This is a genomic window from Mitsuaria sp. CC2 (assembly GCF_048957715.1).
GTDB lineage: Bacteria > Pseudomonadota > Gammaproteobacteria > Burkholderiales > Burkholderiaceae_C > Roseateles.
In genome coordinates, this window is record NZ_JARVXN010000031.1 from 100873 (window position 1) to 124689 (window position 23817).

At 67.3% G+C, this 23817-nt stretch carries 19 protein-coding genes; 9 read left to right on the plus strand and 10 right to left on the minus strand.

Translation table 11 applies throughout. The features are described 5' to 3' along the window. Window position 1: 1 nt before the first annotated feature. Together PV762_RS20900 and PV762_RS20905 are read right to left on the minus strand one after the other, a co-directional pair. Window positions 2-1882: an ABC transporter substrate-binding protein gene (locus PV762_RS20900; protein ID WP_421036926.1), complete on the minus strand. Its 1881-nt coding sequence runs from the start codon at window positions 1880-1882 to the stop codon at window positions 2-4. Between the two features lie 16 nt (window positions 1883-1898). Further along, complete coding sequence (locus PV762_RS20905; protein WP_421036927.1) at window positions 1899-3794, minus strand: ABC transporter substrate-binding protein; 1896 nt, start codon at window positions 3792-3794, stop codon at window positions 1899-1901. Between the two features lie 323 nt (window positions 3795-4117). Here PV762_RS20905 and PV762_RS20910 point away from each other — a divergent pair, with 323 nt between their 5' ends. The 9 genes from PV762_RS20910 to PV762_RS20950 all read left to right on the plus strand — a co-directional run bounded on the left by PV762_RS20910 (window position 4118) and on the right by PV762_RS20950 (window position 12860). Further along, the gene (locus tag PV762_RS20910; protein ID WP_421036928.1) at window positions 4118-5056 is read left to right on the plus strand and encodes an ABC transporter permease; all 939 of its coding nucleotides are present in this window, start codon (window positions 4118-4120) and stop codon (window positions 5054-5056) included. After that, window positions 5053-6105 carry an ABC transporter permease gene (locus tag PV762_RS20915; RefSeq protein ID WP_421036929.1) on the plus strand — a complete coding sequence of 351 codons (1053 nt, stop codon included), beginning with the start codon at window positions 5053-5055 and terminating at the stop codon, window positions 6103-6105. Before PV762_RS20910 ends, PV762_RS20915 begins: the two co-directional genes overlap by 4 nt. Window positions 6106-6109: 4 nt before the next feature. Then, window positions 6110-7804 (plus strand): ABC transporter ATP-binding protein, encoded by a 1695-nt coding sequence (locus tag PV762_RS20920; protein WP_421036930.1) that lies wholly within the window; start codon window positions 6110-6112, stop codon window positions 7802-7804. Window positions 7805-7955: 151 nt separating this feature from the next. Beyond that, entirely contained in the window at window positions 7956-8579 is a 624-nt protein-coding gene (gene lptA / locus PV762_RS20925; RefSeq protein ID WP_421036931.1) for a lipopolysaccharide transport periplasmic protein LptA, read from the plus strand. Further along, the gene (gene lptB / locus PV762_RS20930) at window positions 8576-9343 is read left to right on the plus strand and encodes an LPS export ABC transporter ATP-binding protein (RefSeq protein ID WP_297532899.1); all 768 of its coding nucleotides are present in this window, start codon (window positions 8576-8578) and stop codon (window positions 9341-9343) included. The genes lptA and lptB overlap by 4 nt, the downstream gene beginning before the upstream one ends. 15 nt (window positions 9344-9358) lie before the next feature. Continuing rightward, window positions 9359-10882 carry an RNA polymerase factor sigma-54 gene (locus tag PV762_RS20935; RefSeq protein ID WP_421036932.1) on the plus strand — a complete coding sequence of 508 codons (1524 nt, stop codon included), beginning with the start codon at window positions 9359-9361 and terminating at the stop codon, window positions 10880-10882. Between the two features lie 72 nt (window positions 10883-10954). Next, window positions 10955-12241 carry a THUMP domain-containing class I SAM-dependent RNA methyltransferase gene (locus PV762_RS20940; RefSeq protein WP_421036933.1) on the plus strand — a complete coding sequence of 429 codons (1287 nt, stop codon included), beginning with the start codon at window positions 10955-10957 and terminating at the stop codon, window positions 12239-12241. A gap of 68 nt (window positions 12242-12309) precedes the next feature. Further along, entirely contained in the window at window positions 12310-12570 is a 261-nt protein-coding gene (locus tag PV762_RS20945) for a type II toxin-antitoxin system ParD family antitoxin (RefSeq protein WP_421036934.1), read from the plus strand. Next, window positions 12570-12860, plus strand: a complete 291-nt coding sequence (locus PV762_RS20950; RefSeq protein ID WP_421036935.1) for a type II toxin-antitoxin system RelE/ParE family toxin — start codon at window positions 12570-12572, stop codon at window positions 12858-12860. Before PV762_RS20945 ends, PV762_RS20950 begins: the two co-directional genes overlap by 1 nt. A gap of 165 nt (window positions 12861-13025) precedes the next feature. Here PV762_RS20950 and PV762_RS20955 read toward each other — a convergent pair whose 3' ends face one another. The 8 genes from PV762_RS20955 to PV762_RS20990 form a co-directional block, all read right to left on the minus strand. Next, window positions 13026-13757 carry a 16S rRNA (uracil(1498)-N(3))-methyltransferase gene (locus PV762_RS20955; protein ID WP_421036936.1) on the minus strand — a complete coding sequence of 244 codons (732 nt, stop codon included), beginning with the start codon at window positions 13755-13757 and terminating at the stop codon, window positions 13026-13028. A 15-nt stretch (window positions 13758-13772) separates the two neighbouring features. Further along, window positions 13773-14330, minus strand: coding sequence for an NADPH-dependent FMN reductase (locus PV762_RS20960; protein ID WP_421036937.1), 558 nt, complete (start codon window positions 14328-14330; stop codon window positions 13773-13775). 54 nt (window positions 14331-14384) lie between these two features. Further along, window positions 14385-14933 carry a hypothetical protein gene (locus PV762_RS20965; protein ID WP_421036938.1) on the minus strand — a complete coding sequence of 183 codons (549 nt, stop codon included), beginning with the start codon at window positions 14931-14933 and terminating at the stop codon, window positions 14385-14387. Between the two features lie 87 nt (window positions 14934-15020). Further along, window positions 15021-16694 carry a long-chain-fatty-acid--CoA ligase gene (locus PV762_RS20970; RefSeq protein ID WP_421036939.1) on the minus strand — a complete coding sequence of 558 codons (1674 nt, stop codon included), beginning with the start codon at window positions 16692-16694 and terminating at the stop codon, window positions 15021-15023. Window positions 16695-16809: 115 nt separating this feature from the next. Next, a complete protein-coding gene (locus PV762_RS20975) occupies window positions 16810-18780 on the minus strand; it encodes a sensor histidine kinase (protein WP_421036940.1) in 1971 nt (656 codons plus the stop codon). A gap of 121 nt (window positions 18781-18901) precedes the next feature. Continuing rightward, entirely contained in the window at window positions 18902-21910 is a 3009-nt protein-coding gene (locus tag PV762_RS20980) for a hypothetical protein (RefSeq protein ID WP_421036941.1), read from the minus strand. 127 nt (window positions 21911-22037) lie between these two features. Next, window positions 22038-23459, minus strand: coding sequence for an NAD(P)(+) transhydrogenase (Re/Si-specific) subunit beta (locus PV762_RS20985; RefSeq protein ID WP_421036942.1), 1422 nt, complete (start codon window positions 23457-23459; stop codon window positions 22038-22040). Window positions 23460-23462: 3 nt separating this feature from the next. Next, window positions 23463-23810, minus strand: coding sequence for an NAD(P) transhydrogenase subunit alpha (locus PV762_RS20990; RefSeq protein WP_421036943.1), 348 nt, complete (start codon window positions 23808-23810; stop codon window positions 23463-23465). Window positions 23811-23817 lie beyond the last annotated feature (7 nt).

Here is a 23817-nt window from a genome sequence, read left to right on the forward strand (position 1 = left end):
CCTAGTGCTTGAACTTCGCGGCGGCGTCGGGATCGATGTCCACGTACTCCCACCAGTTCAGCCAGAACTGAGGACGACGGTAGCCGATCAGCTGCGGCTGGGCGATGTCGGTGATGAAGCGGTGGCCGCGGTACTTGTAGGGCATGTAGGCCGTCGCGTAGCGCTTGGTCTCGTCGAAGACCTTCATGCGCTCCGGCCCGTCGGGCAGGTGCGAGGCTTCGTCGTAGAGCTTGTCGACGGCCGGCAGCCGGAATCGCGCGTAGTTCTGCGCACCGATCTGGCCGCTGTACATGCGCGCCAGCGAGTCCTGCCCATCGGGCTTGGACGCCGACGTCCCCAGCGACCAGATCTGGTACTTGCCGGCGCGCAGCGACTTGAGGTTCTCCGGCCATTGCGCCGTCTTGAAGGCGATGCGCAGGCCGATCGCGTTCAGGTTCTTCTGGACGATCTCGTCGATCTGGCGCTGGAACTGGTCGGGCGTGGTCAGGCTCTCCAGCAGCAGCGGGCTGCCGTCGGGCTTGTCGCGCCAGCCGTCGCCGTCCTTGTCGACGTAGCCGTAGAGGTCCAGCAGCGCCTTCGCGCGCGCCGGATCGAAGGTGCTCATGTCGCTCTTGAAGGCCGGGTCGTAGCCGGTCGTGCCCGGCATGTACAGCGACTGCGCCAGCATCGCCTGACCGCGGCGCACCAGCGTCAGCTCGCGCTGCGTGTCGATGGCCAGCGCGATCGCGCGCCGCAGCGCGATCTTCTCCGGTGTGTAGCCGCCGACGACGGGATCCTCCATGTTGAACACGGTGAACAGCACGTCCGACGCCACGGTCCGGTACGCGTGCTTGCCCTGCTTCTCCAGGTTGGGCGCGATCTTGCCGTTGGGCATCGCCTGGTTGATGAAGTCCTCGGGCGTGCGCTCGATGAAGTCGTACTCGCCGTTCAGGAAGGACAGCCAGCGGGGCTGGTTCTCCTGGATGATGCTCACCTCGATGCGGTCCACCATCGGCAGCCGCCGGCCCTTGAAGCGCGCCTTGAGCGCCTGGCCTTCGGCGTCGTCGGGCGCGGGATCCACTTCCTGGTCGTAGAAGCGCTCGCGGTAGAGCGGGTTGCGTTCCAGCACGATCAGCGAGCTGCGACGCCACTGCTTGAGCACGAACGGCCCCGTGCCCACCGGATGCGCCATGGAATCGCCCGGATAGGCCTCGATCACCTCGCGCGCGACGGCGCCGTACAGGTCGCCCTGCGCGAAGACCTCCATCAGGCGCGGCCGCGTCTCCTTCGACTTGAACTGCAGCGTGTAGCGGTCCAGCGCGCGCAGGCCCTCGATGGGCTTGTCGTAGTCGAAGGGCTTGCCGGACTTGCGGACCTGCTGGTGATACTCGTTCAGGCCGACCAGCTCGAGTTCCTCGACCTCGCTCCAGGCCGGCGACGCGATGGCCGGATCGGCGAAGCGCTTGATCGCGTAGACGTAGTCCTCGGCGCTCAGCTCGCGCGGCTTGCCCTTGAACGCGGGATCGTCGGCGAAGCGGATGCCCGGACGCAGCTTCACCGTCCAGACCTTGAAGTCGTCGGAGGTCTCCGGCATCGCCGCCGCGGTCAGCGGCTTCATGCGCGCGGGACGCGCCAGCTGGTCGTAGGTGTAGAGCCCTTCGAACACGTGGGGCGTGATCGACCGCGAGTAGATGTCGGTGATCTTCGCGGGATCGAAGCCCGTCTCCGCGACGCGGAAGGCGTAGCGCAGGACCTTGGGCGTCGAAGCGGACGACGCGGCGGGTGCGCTCGCGCTCGCGCCGTCCGCCGCGTGTCCGGCATTCAGGCCGGCGAGCGCCAGCGCGGACGCGAGGAGGGCCCCGCGCAGGATCGAAGGAAAGCGTCGGGCGCGGAGCATCGTCATGGGCGGCGGCGTGGCGTCAGTGCTTCTTCGCGTGAGCCTTGGCCAACGCATCCGGGTCGATGTCGACGAACGTATAGAAGTCGCGCTGGTAGAGGTTCTTGTCGTAGCCGATCACCCAGGGCTGGGTGATGTCGGTGTAGATGCGATGCACCTCGACCTTGTAGGGCATGTAGGCCGTCAGCAGCCGCTGCGCGTCCTGCATGACCGCGACGCGTTCGGGGCCGTCGGCCATCGAGTGCTGCTTGCGGAACAGCGCGTTGAATTCGGGCAGGTCGAAGCGGGCCTTGTTCGACTGGCCCTTGCTGCCGCCGTAGGCCAGGCCGAGGAAGTTCTCGCCGTCGGGACTGTCGGCGCTCCAGCCCATGCCCCACATCTGGAGCTTGCCGGCGTTGGCGGCCTTCAGGTTCTCCGGCCACTTGGCGATCTTGAACTTGATGCGGACCTTCAGCGCGTCCATGTCCTTCTGCCAGAGCTCGACCAGCTGCCGGTTGCGGCCGTCGGGCTGCGTCGCGTACTCGAGCACCAGCGGGCTGCCGTCGGGCAGGTCGCGCCAGCCGTCGCCGTCCTTGTCGACATAGCCGTACAGGTCCAGCAGCGCCTTCGCGCGCGCCGGGTCGTACTGGCTCATCTCGGTCTTGAAGGACTTGTCGTAGCCGGTGACGCCCGGCGAGATGATCCCCTGCGCGGGGATCGCCTGGCCCTTGCGGGGCAGGCGCACCTGGCGTTCGACGTCGACGCCCAGCGCAATCGCGCGACGCAGCGCGATCTTCTCCGGCGTGTAGCCGCCGACGACCGGATCCTCCATGTTGAAGTAGGAGGCCGAGATGTCGGCGCGCTCGTAGCGGACCGCCCGCATGCCGTCCTTGGCCAGGTTGGGCGCGAGCTTGTTCTGCGGAATCGCCACCGGCGCGAAGTCTTCCGGCAGCTCGTCCATGAAGTCGAATTCCTTGCGCAGGAACGCGAGCCAGCGCGGCTGGCTTTCCTCGATCACCGAGATCTCGACGCGGTCGACCATCGGCAGCTTGCGGCCCTGCAGGCGCTTGACCGCCTCGACCAGCGCGGGCGGACGGTCCGCGCCGACTTCCTCGTGATAACGCACGTCGCGGAAGTTGGGATTCTTCTCCAGCACCATGCGCGACGAGCGGCGCCATTCGGCCAGGCGCCACGCGCCGGTGCCAACGGGGTGTTCCATGATGCGGTCGCCGTAGAACTCGACGACCTCGCGCGCCATCAGGCCCACCATCGGATCCGCGAAGTGCATGAGGAAGCGCGGATCGCTGTTGGCCACGCGGATCTCGACCGTGTAGCGATCCAGCGCGCGCACGCCGTCGACCGGCCGCGCGTAGTCGAACGGCGTCTTGTTCTTCAGCGCCTCGGCGCGCACCTCGGACAGGCCGAGGATCTTCGCGCCTTCGAGGCGATACAGGTGACCGCTCTTGTTGCGCGGGTCGTAATGGCGCTTGACCGTGTACACAAGGTCGTCGGCGACGAGCTCGCGCTTGCGGCCCTTGAACGCCGGATCGTCGTTGAAGTAGATGCCGGGCTTGATCTTGAAGACGAAGCGCTTGAAGTCGTCGGAGACCTCGGGCATGCCGTCGGTGATGTTGGGCTCGAGGCGATACGGACGGCCCAGGTAGCTATAGCGCAGCGGCGCGTCGAAGATCGCCGCGGTGATGTTGCGCGAGTACAGGTCCGTGACCTGCACCGGATCGAAGCCGGTCTCCGCGACCCGGATCGCGTAGCGCAGCACCTTGGGGGCGGGGGCCGTCGCGGCCGTGTTCACGGGCGCATCGCCGGCGGCCTGCGCGCTCGACGGGATCGCCGTCAGGGCCGCCAGGATCGCCAGGGATGACGCGAGGGATGCCGAAAGTAAGAGCGCCTGGGATTGTGTCCCGGCCGTGCCGCGTCGCATCTGGATGCCGTCCTTGAATTCGAAAGCGCGCCAGTCTAGTGGGCGATGTCCGCGCCCGCCATGCCAACAACCCCGAGAGCTTCCACGCGAGGGCGAGCAGGGGCGCATTGCGGATGAACACACCTGCTTCGACGAGGGTCCATCATCAGTTTTCTTCGATGGATTCAGGGCAAATGCCGGTGCGGGGCCTGCAGGCGCTCACGTAGACTCGCGCGTGGTTTTCGACCCTCAGGCCCCGGCCGTCACAAGCGTCCGGGGTTTGTCTTTATCGGTCGCCGGGTTCGAAGACGGGCTCGGCGGCGCTTGCTTGGAGTTCCGCGCGTATGGCGGCCTATCTCATCAGGCGCCTGTGGCAAATGATCCCCACCCTGCTGGGCGTCGTGCTGCTGGTGTTCTTCCTCTTCAAATGGTTCGGCGGCGATCCCGCCGAAGTGCTGGGCGGCCTGAACGCCAGCCAGGACCAGATCGAGGCCATCCGCGAGCAGCTCGGGCTGAACAAGCCGGTGTGGGAACAGCTGCTGATCTTCCTGCAGCAGATCGTCACCTTCGACTGGGGCAAGAGCTGGGCCACCAACGAGTCCGTGGCCAACCTCTTCGCCACGCGCATGCCGGCCACGCTGACCGTGATGCTGCCCATCCTGGTGCTCGAGGTCATCCTTGCGATCCCGTTCGCGCTGGCCGTGGCCTACATGCGCGGCAGCCTCACCGACCGCGCGGTCATGATCCTCACCACGGTCGCGGTGTCGATCTCGCTGCTGGTCTACGTGATCGTGGCGCAGTACTTCTTCGCGTTCCGGCTGGGCTGGTTCCCGGTGCAGGGCTGGAGCGACTCGCTGTGGACCAACCTCACGACCTACGCGCCGCTGCCGGTGCTGGTCGCGGTGGCCGTCGCGCTGTCGCCCTACACGCGGCTGTACCGCACCTTCTTCCTCGACGAGATCGGCCATGAGTACGTCCGCACCGCGCGCGCCAAGGGCCTGACCGAGAAGGTCATCCTGCTCAAGCACGTGCTGCGCAACGCGATGATCCCGATCATGACCAACATCTCCGTGGCCCTGCCCGGCGTTTTCGTCGGCTCCTTCCTGCTGGAGGTCTTCTTCTCCATCCCGGGTCTGGGCCGCGAGATCCTGCTCGCGGTCAACCGCAACGACTATCCGGTCATCCAGGCCTTCGCGATCTACATCGCGGCCCTGACCATGGTGGTCAACCTGATCACCGACCTCCTCTACAAGCTGGTTGACCCCCGGGTGGTCCTCAAATGAGCGCAGTGCTGTCCAACCAACCCGCGGCCGTGACGCCGCAACGCTCGCGCGGCGTCTGGTACGCCTCCTGGCGTCGTCTGAAGGCCGACAAGCTCGGCATGTTCGCGATGGTCGTCGTCGCCTTGTCGCTGCTGCTGGTCGTGGCGGCCGGCCTGGGCCTGGTGGCCGGCGACTGGCAGAAGGAAACCGGCGTGCCGAACGCGCCGCCGAACTTCGTGGGCCCCGCGGCCGCGGAAAGCGCCGGCGCCATCGTGCAGCCCAAGGGACCGAACGTCGACCTGAGCGACATCGATCCGCTCGCGCCCAGGTACGCCGAGTGGACCGAGAAGGCCAAGCAGTACAAGACCGACGAGGCGCCGCGCGCCGAGACGCTGCCCTTCGGCGGCGACCGCCTGGGCCGCGACGTGCTCGCCAAGGCCATCAAGGGCGCTGAGATCTCCATCATGGTCGGCGTGCTGGCCGCGCTCGTGGCCACGCTCATCGGCACCGTGCTGGGTGCGCTGTCGGGCTTCTACGGCGGCAAGGTCGGCGACTTCCTGGAGTGGGTCTACAACGTCTTCACGGCGATGCCCAACATCCTGCTGATCTTCGCCTTCGCGGTGGTCTTCGGACGCGGCGTGCTGCCGGTCGTGATGATCCTGGGCCTGGCGGGCTGGACCGGCATCTACCGCCTGGTGCGCGCCGAATTCATGAAGCACTCCGTGCGCGAATACGTCCGCAGCGCAGAGGCCATCGGCGCGAGCAAGAGCTCGCGCATGTTCAAGCACATCCTGCCCAACGTCTCGCACGTGGCCCTCGTGCAGCTCTCGCTGCACGTCGTCGGCTTCATCAAGAGCGAGGTCATCCTGTCCTACCTGGGTCTGGGCGTCAGCGTGGACCAGGTCTCCTGGGGCACGATGCTGGCCGAGGCGCAGAGCGAGCTCATCCTCGGCTACTGGTGGCAGCTGGCCGCGGTGACCGGTTTCATGGCGGTGTTCGTCACGGCCTTCGCCCTCTTCACGGATGCGCTGCGCGACGCGCTCGATCCCAAACTGCGCGGTCTGGAGTAACGCCATGCTGTTGAGCATTCAAGACCTGAAGGTCGCCTTCCGCATGGGCAAGGTCGACGGCGTCATGCAACGCCAGCTGGCCGTCAAGGGCGTCAGCTTCGACATCCCGGAGAACGGCACCGTCGCCCTCGTGGGCGAGTCCGGCTCGGGCAAGAGCGTGACGGCCATGTCCATCCTCAACCTGCTGCCCGACAACGCCGAGCGCACCGGCGCGATCCTGTTCCAGGGCCGCGACCTGCTGAAGACCTCGCTGCGCGAACTGCAGTCCGTGCGCGGGCGCGAGATCGCCTGCGTGTTCCAGGATCCGATGAGTTCGCTGAACCCGGTCTTCCCGGTCGCGGACCAGATCATGGAGCCGCTGATCAAGCACCTGGGCATGAGCAAGCGCCAGGCGCTGGTCCGCGCCGAGGAACTGCTCAACGAGGTCGGCATCCCCGATCCCAAGCGCCGCCTGAAGAGCTATCCGCACGAGATGTCCGGCGGCCAGCAGCAGCGCGTGATGATCGCGGTCGCGCTGGCCTGCAGCCCCAAGCTGCTGATCGCCGACGAGCCCACCACCGCGCTCGACGTCACCATCCAGCGCCAGGTGATGGAACTGCTCGCACGCCTCAAGGAGTCGCACAAGATGAGCATGCTGTTCATCTCGCACGACCTCGGCGTGGTGGGCGAGATCGCCGACCAGGTCGTCGTCATGCGCCACGGCGAGATCCGCGAGAAGGCGCCGGTGGCCGACATCTTCCACCACCCGCAGGACGCCTACACCAAGGCGCTGCTGGCCTGCCGGCCCTCGCTGACCGAGAACCCGGCACGCCTGATGGTCATCGACGACCACATCGCCGGCCGCTTGGTCTCCGACCGCACCGGCAAGGCCAAGGACCCGGCCGCACCGGTGATCCTTGAGGTCAAGGGCCTGAAGAAGAGCTTCTTCTTCAAGTCGGGCCTCTTCAGCAAGACCGAGTTCAAGGCCGTCAAGGGCGTCGACTTCCAGCTGCGCAAGGGCCACACGCTCGGCGTGGTGGGCGAATCCGGTTCCGGCAAGACGACGATGGGCCTCACGCTGCTGCGTCTGCATGAACCCACCGGCGGCGAGGTGCTCTTCGAGGGCCAGGACCTGCTGAAGATGAACGGCCCCGACTGGCAGAAGATGCGTCGCCGCATCCAGGTCGTCTTCCAGAACCCGTATGCCTCGCTGAACCCGCGCTTCACGATCGCGCAGACCCTGCTGGAGCCGATGGAGATCCACGGCATCGGCAAGAACCATGACGAGCGTCTCGCCACGGCCAGTGCGTTGCTGAAGAAGGTCGGTCTGGACGAATCGGCGTTGCACAAGTATCCGCACGAGTTTTCCGGCGGTCAGCGTCAGCGCATCGCGATCGCGCGTTGCCTGACCTTGCAGCCGGAGGTGCTGGTGCTGGACGAGGCTGTTTCGGCGCTGGACGTTTCCGTCCAGGCCCAGGTGCTCAACCTGTTGAAGGACCTGCAGGACGAATTCGGGCTGAGCTACATCTTCATCAGCCATGATCTGGCGGTGGTGAAGTTCATCTCCGACGAGGTGCTGGTCATGCAGCACGGTGATGTCGTCGAGCAGGCGGATGCGCGCGCACTGCTCGCGGCACCGAAGCAGGAGTACACGAAGCGTCTGCTGGGGGCCGTGCCGCGCGGATACCAAGGACAGGAGTCCGCAGCGAGCGTGGCCTGAGCCGCCCGACTGGGGGCCCTTTCCGGTGCACCAAAACCGAACTTTCCACAAGCGCGAAGACTAGGCCCCTCGCTCACGCGGGACGAGGTCCTGCTCCTGCCCCAAGCGATGGCTAGAATGGCCAGCAAGTTTTGTGCCGTCAGGATCTCCCATGTCGCTTCGCCGCCCTTTGCTGTTGTCGACCGCCCTCGCGCTGGCCCTGGCCGCGCCATGGGCGCAGGCCGCCAAGGATGACCATGCGAAGCCCTTGAACCTGGTCTTCGACCGGGAAGGTGCGATCGACAAGGTCAAGCAGCGTTCCGAGTTCAACGGCAACGTCATCATGACCAAGGGCTCGATGGAGCTGCGGGCTGATCGGATGGATGTGCAGGAGACCAGCGACGGCTACTACCAGGCGTACGCCAACGGTACGTCGGCCAAGCAGGTCCACTTCCGCCAGGACCGTGACAATCCGGGCGAGCGCATCGAGGGTCGGGCCGACCAGATCGAATATGACACCCGCACCGAGACCATCCGCCTGGTCGGCAATGCCGAAGCGCGGGTGATGCAGGGTGACCAGTTGAAGCAGGCGTTGTCCGGCGCCACGCTCAACTACGACAACCGCACCGAGCGCCTGGTCGTCGAGACCGGCGCCGGCTCTCCGCATCCCAGCGGCCGCGGCCGTGTCGTCCTGATGCCGCGCAACGCCGCGAACGAACCGCCGCCGGCCAGCAGCGCCCCGCTGCCCTTGCGCCCCAGCATCAACCTGACGCCTCGCCAGTCCACCCAGCAATGACGGAAGCCCGCACGAATCCCTCCCGGAGCCGCCTCCAGGCCTGGGGGCTGCAGAAGTCTTACGGCGTCAGGAAGGTGGTCAAGGACGTCCACCTCGACCTGCACAGCGGCGAGGTGATCGGCCTGCTCGGTCCGAACGGCGCCGGCAAGACGACCAGTTTCTACATGATCGTGGGTCTGGTGCGCGCCGATGCCGGCGAGATCCAGATCGACGGCCAGCCCGTGCAGACCCTGCCCATCCACCAGCGTGCGCGCATGGGGCTGAGCTATCTGCCGCAGGAAGCGTCCATCTTCCGCAAGCTCAACGTCGAGGAGAACATCCGCGCCGTGCTGGAGCTGCAGCTCGACGAGAAGGGCAAGTCCTGGCCCTCGTCGCGCATCGACGCGGAGCTGGACAAGCTGCTCAACGAATTGTCGATCGAGAAGCTGCGCGACACGCCCGCCCCGGCGCTGTCCGGCGGCGAGCGCCGCCGCGTCGAGATCGCCCGCGCGCTGGCCACGCAGCCGCGCTTCATCCTGCTGGACGAGCCTTTCGCCGGCGTCGACCCGATCGCCGTGCTGGAGATCCAGCGGATCATCCGCTTCCTGAAGCAGCGCGGCATCGGCGTGCTCATCACCGACCACAATGTGCGCGAAACGCTGGGCATCTGCGACCGCGCCTACATCATCAGCGAAGGGGCGGTGCTCGCCGAAGGCACGCCCCAGCACATCGTCGAGCATCAGGACGTGCGCAGGGTCTACCTCGGCGAACACTTCAAGATGTAAGGGCCGGGAGTCGACATGAGGCCGACGCTACAGGTACGCCTGTCCCAGCATCTTGCGCTGACGCCTCAGCTGCAGCAGTCCATCCGTCTGCTGCAGTTGTCGACGCTGGAGCTCCACCAGGAAGTGGAGCAGATGCTCGCGAGCAACCCGCTGCTGGAGACCGACGAGGAATTCGACGCGCCGGTGCCCACGTCGACGCAGGAGCGCATGACCGAGCGTGAGGAACGCGAGGAGCGCGTCGCGCAGTCCGAGTCGGAGGCGCCCGCGGGAGACGCGCCGGCCGGTGACGAGATGCGCGCCGAGGAGTTCGGCACCACCGAGCGCGACGACTGGGAGAACGGCACCGAGCGCGACGACTTCGACGGCATCCGTGAGACGCCCGGCAGCGCGTCGTCGTCCTCGGGGGACGACGACGAGCGCCCCGAGACCGAAGCGCCCGATGAGTCCCTGCAGCATGTGCTGCGCGGACAGATCCCCGGCATGAACCTGAGCGCGGTCGATCGTGCGGCGCTGCTCGCGCTGATCGAGTCGCTCAACGAGGACGGGTATCTCGAGGATCCGCTCGAGGACATCGTCGCCGCGATCCTCGGCGAAGAAGCCGATCTGGAACAGCGCGAGGAACTGCTCGACCGCTTCAAGGTCGCGCTCAAGTGGCTGCAGTCGATGGAGCCTGCGGGCGTCGGCGCACGCGACCTGGGTGAATGCCTGGAGTTGCAGCTGCGGCTGTTGTCGCGCTCGCCAGAACAGGCGTTGGCGGTGGTCGTCTGCCGTCGGCATCTGGATCTGCTCGCCAAGCGCGACTGGAGGCGGCTGATGTCGCTGACCGGCGCGGATGAGGAGCTGCTGCGCGACGCGCAGTCGCTGATCGCCGGGCTGGAGCCCAAGCCGGGACGACGCTACGCGCGCAGCGAGAACCGGCCCGTCATCCCCGACGTGATCGTGCAGAAGGCGGGACGCAACTTCCGCGTCTCCATCAATCCGGATGTGCTGCCGAAGTTGCGGATCAACGATCTCTATGCGCAGGCGCTGCGCGCGACGCGCGGCGGCGTCAGCAACTCCCCGCTGGGCGGGCAGTTGCAGGAGGCGCGCTGGTTCATCAAGAACATCCAGCAGCGCTTCGACACCATCCAGCGCGTGAGCGAGGCGATCGTGGAGCGCCAGCGCGGTTTCTTCACGCACGGCGAGCTGGCGATGAAGCCGCTCGTGCTGCGCGAGATCGCCGACGAGCTGGGGCTGCATGAATCGACGATCTCGCGCGTCACGACCGCCAAGTACATGGCCACGCCGTGGGGGACCTTCGAGCTGAAGTACTTCTTCGGGTCCAGCTTGTCGACGGAGGCCGGCGGCAACGCGTCCAGCACCGCGGTGCGCGCGTTGATCAAGCAGTTCATCGCCGCGGAGGACACCACGAGCCCCCTGTCCGACAGCCAGTTGTCGACCATGCTCGGCGAGCAGGGCATCACCGTGGCGCGACGCACCGTCGCAAAGTACCGCGAGGCGCTCAAGCTCGCGCCGGCGAATCTGCGCAAGTCGCGGTAGGGATCGTCGGTGGGACAATCCGCAGCTTGATCCTCCCGGGCGCCGCGGCGCCCGACTCACGCCGCACCCACGATGTCCGATTCCGCCTATCACCTGTTCCTGCCCTGCGCCGCCGGCGTCGAAGACTGGCTGGAGGCCGAGGTGCGCGACATCCTCGGCCCGGAGGATTGCCTGCAGGGTCCGAAGGCCTTCCGCGGCGGCGTCGGCCTGTACGGCACGCTCGCGGCGGTGATGCGCCTGAACCTGCACAGCCGGCTCACGCAGCGCGTGCTGATCGAGGTCGCCCGCGAGGAGTACCGCCACGAGGACGACATCTACGCGATCGCGCGCACCGTCGACTGGACGCGCTGGATCACGCCGCAGCAGACGCTTCGCGTCGATACGACGGCGCAGCGTTCGCCGCTGCACAGCCTGAACTTCGCCACGCTGCGGGTGAAGGACGCCGTCTGCGACATCCTGCGCGACGCGCACGGCGAGCGGCCCAGCGTCGACACGCGCTGGCCGGATCTGCCGCTGCAGCTGCACCTGACCGAAGACCTGGCGACGGTCTACGTCGACAGCTCGGGCGAATCGTTGTTCAAGCGCGGCTGGCGCGAGGACAAGGGCGATGCGCCGCTGAAGGAAACACTCGCGGCGGCGATGCTGGCCGCGGCGGGCTGGAAGGGTACGCCCGAGGCCGGCGGCGCGCTGCACGATCCGTGCTGCGGCTCGGGCACGATCCCGGTCGAAGCGGCCACCATCGCCTGCAACATCGCGCCGGGCATCCAGCGCCGTTTCGCTTTCGAGAAGCTCAAGCCGTTCCAATCGCTGCTGCCGGCCTGGCGCGCGATCAAGGAAGAGGCACGCGCAGCGGAGCGTCCGTCGGCCGTGCCGATCTTCGCCAGCGACGTGTCGTTCCGGATGGTCGACTTCGCGCGACGCAATGCGGAGCGTGCCGGCGTGGCGCAGTACATCCAGTTCAACGGCGGTGACGCGCTGGAGCGCCCGGCCCCTGCGCTGCCGGACGACATGGCCGGCACGCTGATGCTGAACCCGCCCTACGGCGAGCGGATCGAGGTCCGCGGCAAGGCCGGCACGCAGCGCATGGACGGCGGTGCGCTGTCCGAAGAGCGCGATGCGGGCGACGACTTCTTCCCGCGTCTCTCCGCGCATTGGAAGCGCGCGTACACGCAGCATCCGGCGGGATGGACCGCGTGGCTGCTCTGCCCGGAAATGAAGCTGCCCAGCAAGATGCGACTCAAGGAATCGCGCCGCATTCCCATGTGGAACGGCCCGATCGAATGCCGGCTCTTCAAGTTCGACCTCGTCGCCGGCTCGGCCCGCAAGCAGAACGCAGGGAACACTGACTCCGACGAATAACTCCGACTAAGGTAGGCCCCCTTGGTGGGGAAACGCCTCCCCCGTCGATGCGATTTCTTTTCGAGGGAATGACCGAGATGATTCAAGCTGAACTTGGACCTGAATTGGAGGCCTACGTGCAGCAGTTGATCGACAGCGGTCGGTATTCATCCCGGCAGGAAGTGTTGAAGGAAGGCGTCCTTCTCCTCCAGCAGCAGGAGCATTTGAAGGCCTTCAAGGCCTTGCTCGACAAAGGCATCGAGGACTCGGAGAACGGCCTCGGTCGCCCTGCCGACGAGTTCTTCGACGAACTGCTGGCAAAGACTCGCAGGCGTCCCGAAGGATCCTGATGCACGTTCACCTCCTCGCGGAGGCTGAAAGGGATCTGCTCGATATTCACGAGTACATCGCCAGGGACGACGAGCGACGGGCCGATGCCTTCGTTCTCGAATTGCGCCGCAAGATCGCCTCGCTATCTCACAGTCCAGATGCGCATCCACTCATCGGTCATGGAGACGTCCGTCGGCGGCTACATGGCCGTTATCTGATCCTGTTTCGGCTCGATATCCGTAGGGACCGCGTGACGGTCCACCGTGTTCTCCATTCCGCTCGGGACATCGACTTGTTGGAACTTCTATGACCCACTCAAATCGACAAGAGATACGCGCGAAGGTCGAAGCGCAGCAAGCTGCGCTTTGTGAGCTTCTCGAACGCCGATTGGCAACGCCGCGCGACCAATACATTCCAATGGAAGAGGCGTTTGAGCGCCTCTACTGCGAACTCGGAATCGAGCGTCGCCCTGCTTTTAGGCTTCGCTGAGCGCAAGCCAGCCGAGCACTGCGAGCGGCGCAGTGTCGGCCCGCAGGATCCTGGGACCGAGCTTCGCAGCGCTGAATCCGCGTGAGCGGGCGGACTGCTCTTCAGCCTCGCTGAGTCCGCCTTCGGGGCCGCTGAGGACCGTGATGCGCTGCGCATCGGTCGATGACGACGTCAGTGCCGACAGCGGTCGCGCGGCCACCGGGCTCAGAAGCCATCGCTGCTCGTCGGCATCGCCGGGAAGCTCGGCGAGCCAGGCCGCCAGTGTCTTCACCGGCGCGACCTGCAGAGGCTTCGAACGACCACACTGCTCGGCCGCCGCGATCGCGACGCCTTGCCAGTGCGCGCGCTTCTTGTCCGCGCGCTCACCGTTGAGGCGCAGCACCGACCGTTCGCTCATCAGCGGCTGGATCGCCACCGCGCCGAGCTCGCAGGCCTTCTCGACGATGCCGTCCATCCGGTCGTTGGCCGGCATCACGACAGCCAGTGTCACCGCGCGCTTGAGCTCGCGATCCACCGCCTGACGCGACTTCAGCGCGACGCGGACCTCGCTGCGTCCCATCGCCGTGACCGCCGCGGTCCACTCGTCCCCGCTGCCATCGAACAGCGTGACCTCGTCCCCCGGCTGCAGGCGCAAGACCTGGACATGGCGCGCCGCCCCGGCGGGCAGCGCCAATTCAGCTTCGAGCCCCGCCGCACCCAGCGGCTGCTCGACAAACAACCTCGCCGCCAACGTTCACCCCTTGTGCTTGCCCACCCAGGCGGCGAAAGTCGTCAGCACCTTGCGCAGGAAGGCTTCCGTCTCCGGCTTCGCGAAGCTGCCGTCGTCCTTGAACATGTCGGCCGCGCCGCCGAGGTAGACCTCCGGCGACGGCAGCAGCGGCGTGTTCAGGCAGGCCAGCACCTGGCGCAGGTGATGGTTGGCGCCGAAGCCGCCCAACGCGCCCGGCGAGAGCGTGATCACCGCCGCAGGCTTGCCGTCGAAGGCGCTCTGACCGTAAGGCCGCGATCCCACGTCCAGCGCGTTCTTCAGCACGCCGGGGATCGAGCGGTTGTATTCGGGGCTCACGAACAGCACCGCGTCCGCGGACTTCACCGCGTTGCGGAATTCCACCCACGGCGCCGGCGGCGTGGCCGCGTCGTCTTCGTTGTAGAAGGGCAGCGCGCCGATCTCGACGATCTCGAGCTTCAGTTCAGCGGGGGCGATATGGGCCAGCGCGAGGGCCAGCTTGCGGTTGAACGACGCCTTGCGCAGGCTGCCGACCAGCACCGCGACGCGGTAGGACGTGGACATGGAGGGGCTCCCAACAATGGAAGGACCGCCTCCAGGAAGGTCAGGCGGTCCGGTTCAGTTGAACCCCAGTGTCGCACGCAGCTCGTGCGCTGCGGCGTCGCCCTTGGCGGCACGCACACGGTCGATGATGTCCAGCGCCAGCGTCTGCAGCTGGTTCATGTCGGCGCACTGCTCGACCTCCAGCGCGATCTTGTAACCCTTCAGCAGTCCCTGCTGCTTGGCGAAGGTGCTCAGCGCGGTGTAGAGCTCCTGGAACGGCAGCGACGAGGTCGGTGCGCCGGCCAGCCGCGACGGTGCGGGCCGCGACGCCGAAGCGCCGCTCATCCGCGACGACGGCGCGCCCGAGCCCATCGGCGTCGCGATCGACGCCGGGCCCATGGGCCGCGACAACGGCGCGCCGGCCGTCACCTTCACGAGTTGATGCTGCACCAGCAGCTCGAGATCCGCAGGCGCGGCGCCTTGCACCACCCCTACCCAGTCGCCACCGGACTTGCTGGCGTCGATCACCAGCAACAGGTTGCGCGCCACGCGGGCCTGCACCAGCGCGCGTGTCTTGATCTCCGCCCTCCCGGCCTCTGTCTTTTCGTAGCGTTCTTCGAGCACGGCCTAGCCTCCTCCTCAGGAGGGCGAACTTTAGGCCGTCAAGGGCGGGTTTCGCCCAAGTGCAATCCCTAAAACTGCTACCGACTGCTACTTCTTGTCGCGCAATTCACGACGCAGCACCTTGCCAACCGGCGTCTTTGGCAGTTCCGTCCGGAACTCGATGATCCGCGGGCGCTTGTAGCCGGTGAGGTTGGCTTCGCAGAAGGCCTTCACGTCGGCTTCGGTCACCGCCGGGTTGCGGCGCACGATCACGACCTTCACCGCCTCGCCGGCCTTCTCGTCGGGCACGCCGACCGCGGCGCACTCGGCCACGCCCGGCATCTGGGTCAGCACGTCCTCGATCTCGTTCGGATAGACGTTGAAGCCGCTGACCAGGATCATGTCCTTCTTGCGGTCGACGATGCGGAAGAAGCCGCGCTCGTCCACCGTGCCGATGTCGCCGGTGCGGAAGTAGCCGTCGGACGTCATGACCTTGGCCGTCTCGTCGGGCCGCTGCCAGTAGCCCGCCATCACCTGCGGGCCGCGGATCGCGATCTCACCACTCGTACCGGCCGGGACTTCGTTGCCGTCGTCGTCGAGCAGCGTCACCTCGGTGCCGGACAGCGGCAGACCGATCGAACCGGTGTAGGCCGTGCTGTCCGTCGGGTTGCAGCACGCGACCGGCGAGGTCTCCGACAGGCCGTAGCCTTCGACGATCGGGCAGCCGGTCTTCTCCAGCCACAGCTTGGCCGTCGCCTGCTGCACGGCCATGCCGCCGCCGACCGAGATCACCAGCCCGCTCCAGTCCACCGTGTTGAACTGCGGATGGTTGGCCATCGCCATGAACAGCGTGTTGACCGCCGGCAGGCTGTGGATCTTGTGGTGGCTCAGTTCCTTGAACACCGCCGGCAGGTCGCGCGGGTTGGGGATCAGCACGTTGCAGCCGCCGACGCGCATCGACAGCATCAGATTCGTGGTGAAACCGAAGATGTGATACAGCGGCAGCGCGCAGACGCTCACCAGCTGCTCATCGGCGGGCTTCTTCTTCAGGGCGGGCTGGTACCAGGCCTCGCACTGCAGCGTGTTGGCCACCAGGTTGCGATGCAGCAGCACCGCGCCCTTGGAAACGCCCGTCGTGCCGCCGGTGTACTGCAGCACCGCGATGTCGTTGGGGCCGACGGTCGGACGCTTGTAGGTCTGGCCGCGGCCCTTGGAGACGGCGTCGTTGAAGCGCACCGCCGACGGCAGCTCGAAGGCCGGCACCAGCTTCTTGATCTTGCGCACGACGTAGTTGACGACCATGCCCTTGGCGAAGCCCAGCATGTCGCCCATCGCGGCGAGCACGATGTGCTTGGTCGGCACGTTCGCGAGCACCTGCTGCAGCGTGGCGGCGAAGTTCTCGACGATGACGATCGCCTTCGCGCCGGCGTCCTTGAGCTGGTGCTCCAGCTCGCGCGGCGTGTACAGCGGATTGACGTTGACCACGACGTAGCCCGCGCGCAGCACGGCCGCGACGGCGACCGGGTACTGCGGCATGTTGGGCATCATGATCGCGACGCGATCGCCCTTTTCCAGGCCCAGCCCCTGCAGGTAGGCGGCCAGCGCGCGCGAGGCTTCGTCGATCTGCGCGAAGCTGATCGACTTGCCCAGCATCTTGTACGCCGGGCGTTCCGGGAACTGCTTGAACGCCGCTTCCATCAGCTCGACGAGCGAGGGATAGAGGTCCGCATCGATCTCGGCAGGCACTCCCGCCGGATAGTGCTTCAGCCAGTTCTTCTCCATTGTTCTGTCTCCAAGGTACGGCGCGGATTCTCGCCGATCGCCATCCGCGCCCCATCAGGGGATTCGATAGAGCGCACAAAGTGGAGAGATGACTCCAGAACGTGTCGGGAGCGACTCAATTGCCGACGCGCAGGGGCAGACGCAGCAACAGTTCGGTGCCGCCCTCGACCGGCGCTTCCTCCGGCGCACGCCAGTCGATGTCGGCGGCGATGCGCTCCGCGCGGCGGCGCATGCCGCGCAGGCCGTTGCCCTGGCGCAGGTCGGCCGCCATCCCGCAGCCGTTGTCGACGATGGACAGCAAGACCTGTCCCCGTGCCTCGTCGACGCGCGTCGAAAAACGGACCCGCGTCGCGCCGGCGTGGTGGATGACGTTGCTGAGCGCCTCCTGCACGATGCGGATCAGCTCGCGGCCGCCGGTGCCGCGCAGCGTCGGCAGCAGCGGCACGTCGGTCAGTTGCCAGTCGAGTTCGAGCCCCGCGTCCTGCAGCCGCGGCGCCATCCGGTGCCGCAGGTTGGCGAGCAGCAGCGTGAGATCGCCGTCGGTGACGGCGAGCGCGTCGACGGTCAGCCGCATCTCGCGGATGCACTCGTCGAGCTGTTCGACCAGCGATTGCGGCGACACGCCGCGTTCAGCGCACAGCCGCGCGGTCACCAGCTGCGAGCCCAGGCCGTCGTGCATCTCCTGCAGCAGGCGCTCGCGCTCCTGGGCGGCGGTGCGCTGACGTTCGCTGTCCTGCAGGTCCTCCCACCGGTCCTGCAGCTCGCGGGTCCGGGCGTCGAGCGCCTGCTCGAGCCGGATGCGCGCCATCGCCTCGTCGCGCAGCGAGCCGACGAAACGCCGCTGCAGCGCCACGCCCGCGATCGCGATCAACGCCGCATGGCCGACGACGTTGATGTCGACCACACTCATCTGCCGGGACAGCACGAGCGCGAACCAGCTCACATAGAGCCAGACCCAGGCCGACAACGCCACCGCGCAGGCGCCGACCAGATGGGCGCGCCGGGGCGTCGCCAGCGCGGCGCGGGCCGCGAGCAGCGCGGCGGCGCCCAGCACCACGGTGCGGCTGCCGAGCGCCCACCAGGGCCAGGGGTGATGGAAGTCGGTCCAGCTCCAGCCCAGGAAGGCGGCGGCGCCGTCGATCCCGGTGCCGAGCACCAGGTAGGCGACGGCCATCTTCTCCGGCCAGCGCGCCGCGATGCCCGACAGCCGCGCGACGAGGAACAGCAGTCCCGCCTTCGAGAGCACGTCGGCCAGATCGAGCGCCACGCGCCACCAGGGCGCCGGGAAGAGCGCACCGTTGAGCAGATAGGGTGACAGCAGCAGCGCCGTGCACAGGCAGAACAGGCCGGTGACGCCGTACAGCCACTCCTGGCGCAAGGCGAGCCAGACCATCAGCATGAACGCGCCGATCACGATGCCGGCGAGCGCCGTCGTCACGCGGACGACCTGCCAGAAGCGACGACCTTCCTGCAGCGCGCGGATCTGCACCGACGGCCCCAGCAGCGGCGCGGACAGCCCGGCGCCCTCGAAGCCCGGACGTGACAGGCGCAGCGTGAGCCGATGCTCGCCGGCGGGCAGCATCGCGGGCGGAATGCTGACCTGCAGGCGGCGTCCGGCGAGCAGCAGGCCGCGTTGCGCGAGGTCGTCCTCGTCCTCGGCCGCATCGCCGCCGCCCGGGCTGGAGGTCGCGATCAACTGGCCGTCCAGATAGACCGTCGCGGCGGGACGATGCTGGATCACGAGCCAGTACGGCGCTTCGGCGGCCCGGTCCAGCCGGAAGTCGAGCGCGAACCGGAGCGGGCCGGGCGCGTCGGTCTCGTGGATCTGCACCGGCAGCGCCACCATGTGTCCCGGCGCGTCGGGCAACGCGCCCGGGACCTGCGCGGGATCGCGCGCATCCCCCGGGAGCAGGCGGGCCTCGGTCAGACGCAGCACCTGCGCCGGCATCGCGGTGCCGTAGTGCTGCGAGAACAGATGGACGGCCCAGAGCACCAGCAACGGCAGTGCCACCAGCAGCACGAGCCGCCGGATCGACACCGTCGCCGTTGCTGGACGGCCCTCCATCGATCGGGTGAATACCGCCAAGTCGCCCCCAACGCCGCACAGGAAAGGGAACGGCCGACCCCGCAAGAGGCCGGCCGCGGCAGATGCTAGGTCATCGCGGGTGTCGGCGACACCTCGGACCTAGGGGGCGAACAGCCGCGCCTCAGAGGGGCGGATGAACCATCGTGAAGCTCAGGGACGTCGACGTGCTGACGTTGCCCACGGCGTCGAGCAAGCGCACCGCCATGGTCATGGGACCGTACAAGCCGTTCGGGTTGTAGTCCTGGAGGACGAACTGCTGTCCCGTCATGGTCCCTGCGTCATGCCACATGGACTCACCCCGGAAGCTGTACTGGACTTTCGAGCCAGGCTCCTGTGCCGTGATCACGAACGTGCCATCGGACGTCACGCGATCCGTGGCACTGGATCCGTCATCGTGCCTGAGCGCAAGTGTCGGCTGGGCTGGCGCATGGACGTCCACGGAAATTGGACCGCTCGACACGGCGCTCACGTTGCCGACGAGATCGATCTGCCGCAGCGACAAGGCGTAGTTGCCATCGGCTTGACCATCGAACAGCGCCTTGATCGCCACAGACCACATGTTGGCCGATCCACCGAAGGCCGTTCCAGAAACGGCCGACCAGTGGGCTCCATTGTCCAAACTGAATTCCGGTCGAGCTTCAGGCTCAATGCCAAAGAGGGTCAATGTGTCCTCCCGACCAAGCACGGGCTTCTTCAGCGGAACCCCGTCGGGGCCGTAGACCGCCGATGCTCCGTCCGGGCCAATCTGGGAGGGCGGTTGCCAGGAGAGGACCGGCGTGAAGTTGTCGAAGATGAAATGCAGCGGAGCGCTGACGGCCTCATTCCCGGCGCGGTCCACCTGCTTGACCTGCACGTTCTGGTCCTCATGCCCGTTGGAGGAGACGCCGAAAATCGTGGCCGGCAGGGTATCGCCGCTGAACGCTGTCCAGGAGCGCCCTTGATCCAGGCTGTAGAACGTCGCATTGCCACTCTCCAAGCCGGTCACCTTGAGATCAGGTGCCGCTGAGACGCGCAGGCCGTCCTGATTCACGACGGTGGGGCCGACGAACGTGAGCGCGGGCACCGCAGGCGGGGGGATATCGTCGCCGGGGTGAACGACCTTGTAGTGGAGAGCGCTGGACGGACCGACATTGCCCGCGGCGTCGATGAATCGCACTTCCAAGTCGATCACGCCTGGGCCGTTGCTGTAGATGCGGGGGGAGTTGTCCCCCAGCCGCTCGTCCACCCAGCCCCCTCCGTTGAGACGGGACTGGAAGTCCAGGCCCAGCAGATCCGGGCCGGAGATCACCACCCGGCCGTCGGTGGTCACGTGGTCCGTCGCGCTCGGGCCGTCATCGTGGAAAAGCGCGAGCGTCGGCGCCACCGGCGGTGTCGCGTCGAGGGTCACCTCGACCTTCCTCAGGCCCTCGTTGCCGGCCAGATCGGTCTCGCGCAATTCCAGCAGATGCTTGCCGTCGGCCCCGAACGTGCTCAAGGGGAGACGGCCGTCGACGGGCGGCTCCCGCCATGCCCCGCCATCGACGCGGTAGGACAGGCTGTCCTGATGACGGGCGCCAACGCTGTGGAGACTGATCGTGAAGTCATCCAGCGCATTGAGGCTCACCTGGTCCGGTCCGGCCCCTCCTGGCTGCCGCTGCCTGCTGGAGGAAGTCCAGTTGGGGATCAGCGCCTCCTGGTCCAGCGTGAACGTCAGCGTCGACGCCTCGCCGGCGTTGCCGGCGGCATCGACCTGCTTGACTTGCACGGTCGCCAGACCCGGCAGCAGCGAAGCGACGTTCACCACGGTCGTGCCGGCCGCCCACTCGTTCCAGTCGCCGCCATTCGTGCTCACCAGCAGCGTGGCGCCGGGCTCGAGCTGGCCCACACGGACATCGCCCGACGAGGTGATGCCGTCGGTGCTGCTGGCGCCCGTGTCGTTGAGCAACACGAGCGTGGGCGCCACGGGCGGCGTGAGGTCCAGCCTGGCCGACAGCACCGTCTCCGGACTCACGTTGCCGGCCACATCGGTCTGGCGCACCTCGATGCGCGTGGGGCCCTCGTGTTGGAACCCCGCGGTCGGAATCTGTCCGTCTGCCGCGATGAGCCACGGCGCCGCTGCATCCGTCCGATATTCGACAAGTGCGTCCGCTTCGACGCCCTGGAGCGTGATGACGTCGGCAGCGCCCAGCGCCGGCTTGTCGACCGGCATCGTCCAGCGCGGCGCGTCGGGCGCCGTCCGGTCCAGCACGAAGGACAGGTCCGCGACCGCGCCCTCGTTGCCGGCCGCGTCGATCTGCTTGACCGCGAGATGCTTGGCACCGTCGGCCCCGAACAGCGAATCCGGCAGGACCGCGTCGCCGCCGCGCGACGTCCAGGTCTTGCCCCCGTCGAGGCTGATGGCGAGCGTGGCGCCCGCTTCCAGGCCCGCGACGTTCACCGCGCCGGACGCGGTGACGGCGTCGTGATCGCTGCGCCCGGTGTCGGAGGCCAGCGACAACGTGGGCGCGGCCGGCACATGTGCCGAAGGCGTCGGATCCGGATCCGTGTGTGGCTGGGGGTCGGATTTGCCGGGGTCGGGCTGTTGCGGTTGATCAGGCTTGGACTGGTCGGGGTTGGGATGATCGGGGTTCGGATGATCGGGATTCGGATGGTCCGGCAGGGAGGGGTCCGACTTCGGATGATCGGGCGTCGGCGGATCGATGACGACGGACGGCGGCGGGCTGCTCGCGGACGACGATCCCGCGAGACTCGCCGCACCGCCGATGCCCAGCAGACCGAGCCCCGCCGCCAGCAGCGCGGCGGAGCGGTCGTCGCGCGTCGGGTGCGCCTCCTGCGAGGTCTTGGCCGTGTCGGCGTCAGCGACTGCGGCGTCAACCACTGCGGCGTCAACCACTCCGGCGTCGGCAACTGTGGTCGCAACGGCGTCGCCCCCAGCCGGGGAATTCCCAAGGTCGGCGGGCTGCGGCGGGGCGTCAGCGGGAACCGCTACCGGCTCGTCGATGCGCTCGTTTTTGTCGGGAGGAACGCGGCGCCCTTGGGGACGGGGCGCGGGGGAGTCTGTCGACGCTTGCGGCGCGCGAACGCCAGGCAACAATTTCTGGGAATCGGACATCATGGACGGTGGGAAATCAGGGTCCCACAGTCTGTCCATGGCAGTCGCCGGCCGCATCGACCTCGACTTGCGCGCTGGATATGAATCTCCCACCCAAGGCGGTAGGCCACCTACCGATATTGCTGGAAGGTGACGGCAGTCGCGCGAGGACCGCCCCGTCGATGCCCTACTCGACCGCCTTGAGCATGTCCTCGACCACCTTCTTCGCGTCACCGAAGACCATCATGGTCTTGTCCATGTAGAAGAGCTCGTTGTCCAGACCCGCATAACCCGCCGCCATCGACCGCTTGTTGACGATGATGGTTCGCGCCTTGTACGCCTCGAGGATGGGCATACCGAAGATCGGACTGCCCTTCTGCAGCGCGGCGGGGTTCACCACGTCGTTGGCGCCGAGGATGATCGCCACGTCGGTCTGGCCGAACTCGGCGTTGATGTCCTCCATCTCGTGCACCTGGTCGTAGGGCACCTCCGCCTCCGCGAGCAGCACGTTCATGTGGCCGGGCATGCGGCCGGCGACCGGATGGATCGCGTAGCGGACCGTCACGCCCTTGTCGATCAGCTTCTGCGCGAGCTCCTTGACCGCATGCTGCGCGCGCGCCACCGCCAGGCCGTAGCCGGGGACGATGATCACGCTCTCGGCGTTGCCGAGGATGAAGGCGGCGTCGTCGGCGCTGCCGCTCTTCACGTTGCGCTGCTGCGCAGTGGCGGCGGCCCCGCCGGCCTCCGCGCCGAAGCCGCCCAGGATCACGTTGAAGAACGAGCGGTTCATCGCCTTGCACATGATGTAGCTCAGGATCGCCCCGGAGCTGCCCACCAGCGAGCCGGCGATGATCAGCATGCTGTTGTTGAGCGAGAAGCCGATGCCCGCCGCCGCCCAGCCGGAGTAGCTGTTGAGCATGGACACGACCACCGGCATGTCGGCGCCGCCGATGGGGATGATCAGCAGCACGCCCAGCGCGAAGCCCAGCAGCGCGACGAGGACGAAGTCCATCGTGCTCTGCGAATGCCAGAAGCCGAAGAGGAAGAAGGCCGCGGCCAGGCCGAGGATCGCGTTCAGCCAGTGCTGGCCGGGGAATGTGACGGGCGCGCCCTGGAACAGCCGGAACCTGTACTTGCCGCTGAGCTTGCCGAAGGCGATCACCGAGCCCGAGAAGGTCACCGCGCCGATGAAGCAGCCGAGCGCGAGCTCGATGCGGTTGCCGCCGGGGATGGGCTCGCCGCGCGGCGCGATGGCGAAGGCATGCGGCTCCACGACGGCGGCACCGGCGATGCACACGGCGGCCAGGCCGATCATGCTGTGCATGAAGGCGACCAGCTCCGGCATCTTGGTCATCTCGACGCGCTGCGCCATGATCGTGCCGATGCCGCCGCCGATGACGAGGCCGCCGAGCACGTAGCCCAGGCCGAGCGTCTGTCCGCCGGCGAGCTTGAGGATCAGCGCGCCGGTCGTCAGCACGGCGATGGTCATGCCGACCATGCCGAAGACGTTGCCTCGGATCGACGTCGTCGGATGCGACAGGCCTTTCAACGCCTGGATGAAGCAGACACTGGCGATCAGGTACAGCAGGGTGACGAGATTCATTGACATCGGTCAGCCTTTCTTCGCGGGTTGGCCGACCTCGTCGCCCTTGCTTCCGGCGGGCGACTTCCGTTCCTTCTTCTTGAACATCTCCAGCATCCGCCGCGTGACGAGGAAGCCGCCGAAGACGTTCACCGCCGCCAGCGCGACGGCGAAGGTCCCCAGTCCCTTGCCGAGCGTGGTCTCCGTGAGCGCGGCGGCGAGCATCGCGCCAACGATGACGATGGCGGAAATCGCGTTGGTCACGGCCATCAGCGGCGTGTGCAGCGCGGGCGTGACGGTCCAGACGACGTGGTAGCCGACGTAGATGGCCAGCACGAAGATCGTCAGGTTGATCAGGGTGGGGGAGACGGCGTCCATGCGGAGA

Bases quoted from the DNA above. Each gene is read 5' to 3' on its own strand.
- PV762_RS20900 (WP_421036926.1), bottom strand. From the start codon at position 1,882: ATGACGATGCTCCGCGCCCGACGCTTTCCTTCGATCCTGCGCGGGGCC.
- PV762_RS20905 (WP_421036927.1), bottom strand. From the start codon at position 3,794: ATGCGACGCGGCACGGCCGGGACACAATCCCAGGCGCTCTTACTTTCG.
- PV762_RS20910 (WP_421036928.1), top strand. From the start codon at position 4,118: ATGGCGGCCTATCTCATCAGGCGCCTGTGGCAAATGATCCCCACCCTG.
- PV762_RS20915 (WP_421036929.1), top strand. From the start codon at position 5,053: ATGAGCGCAGTGCTGTCCAACCAACCCGCGGCCGTGACGCCGCAACGC.
- PV762_RS20920 (WP_421036930.1), top strand. From the start codon at position 6,110: ATGCTGTTGAGCATTCAAGACCTGAAGGTCGCCTTCCGCATGGGCAAG.
- lptA (WP_421036931.1), top strand. From the start codon at position 7,956: ATGTCGCTTCGCCGCCCTTTGCTGTTGTCGACCGCCCTCGCGCTGGCC.
- lptB (WP_297532899.1), top strand. From the start codon at position 8,576: ATGACGGAAGCCCGCACGAATCCCTCCCGGAGCCGCCTCCAGGCCTGG.
- PV762_RS20935 (WP_421036932.1), top strand. From the start codon at position 9,359: ATGAGGCCGACGCTACAGGTACGCCTGTCCCAGCATCTTGCGCTGACG.
- PV762_RS20940 (WP_421036933.1), top strand. From the start codon at position 10,955: ATGTCCGATTCCGCCTATCACCTGTTCCTGCCCTGCGCCGCCGGCGTC.
- PV762_RS20945 (WP_421036934.1), top strand. From the start codon at position 12,310: ATGACCGAGATGATTCAAGCTGAACTTGGACCTGAATTGGAGGCCTAC.
- PV762_RS20950 (WP_421036935.1), top strand. From the start codon at position 12,570: ATGCACGTTCACCTCCTCGCGGAGGCTGAAAGGGATCTGCTCGATATT.
- PV762_RS20960 (WP_421036937.1), bottom strand. From the start codon at position 14,330: ATGTCCACGTCCTACCGCGTCGCGGTGCTGGTCGGCAGCCTGCGCAAG.
- PV762_RS20970 (WP_421036939.1), bottom strand. From the start codon at position 16,694: ATGGAGAAGAACTGGCTGAAGCACTATCCGGCGGGAGTGCCTGCCGAG.
- PV762_RS20980 (WP_421036941.1), bottom strand. From the start codon at position 21,910: ATGGACAGACTGTGGGACCCTGATTTCCCACCGTCCATGATGTCCGAT.
- PV762_RS20985 (WP_421036942.1), bottom strand. From the start codon at position 23,459: ATGTCAATGAATCTCGTCACCCTGCTGTACCTGATCGCCAGTGTCTGC.
- PV762_RS20990 (WP_421036943.1), bottom strand. From the start codon at position 23,810: ATGGACGCCGTCTCCCCCACCCTGATCAACCTGACGATCTTCGTGCTG.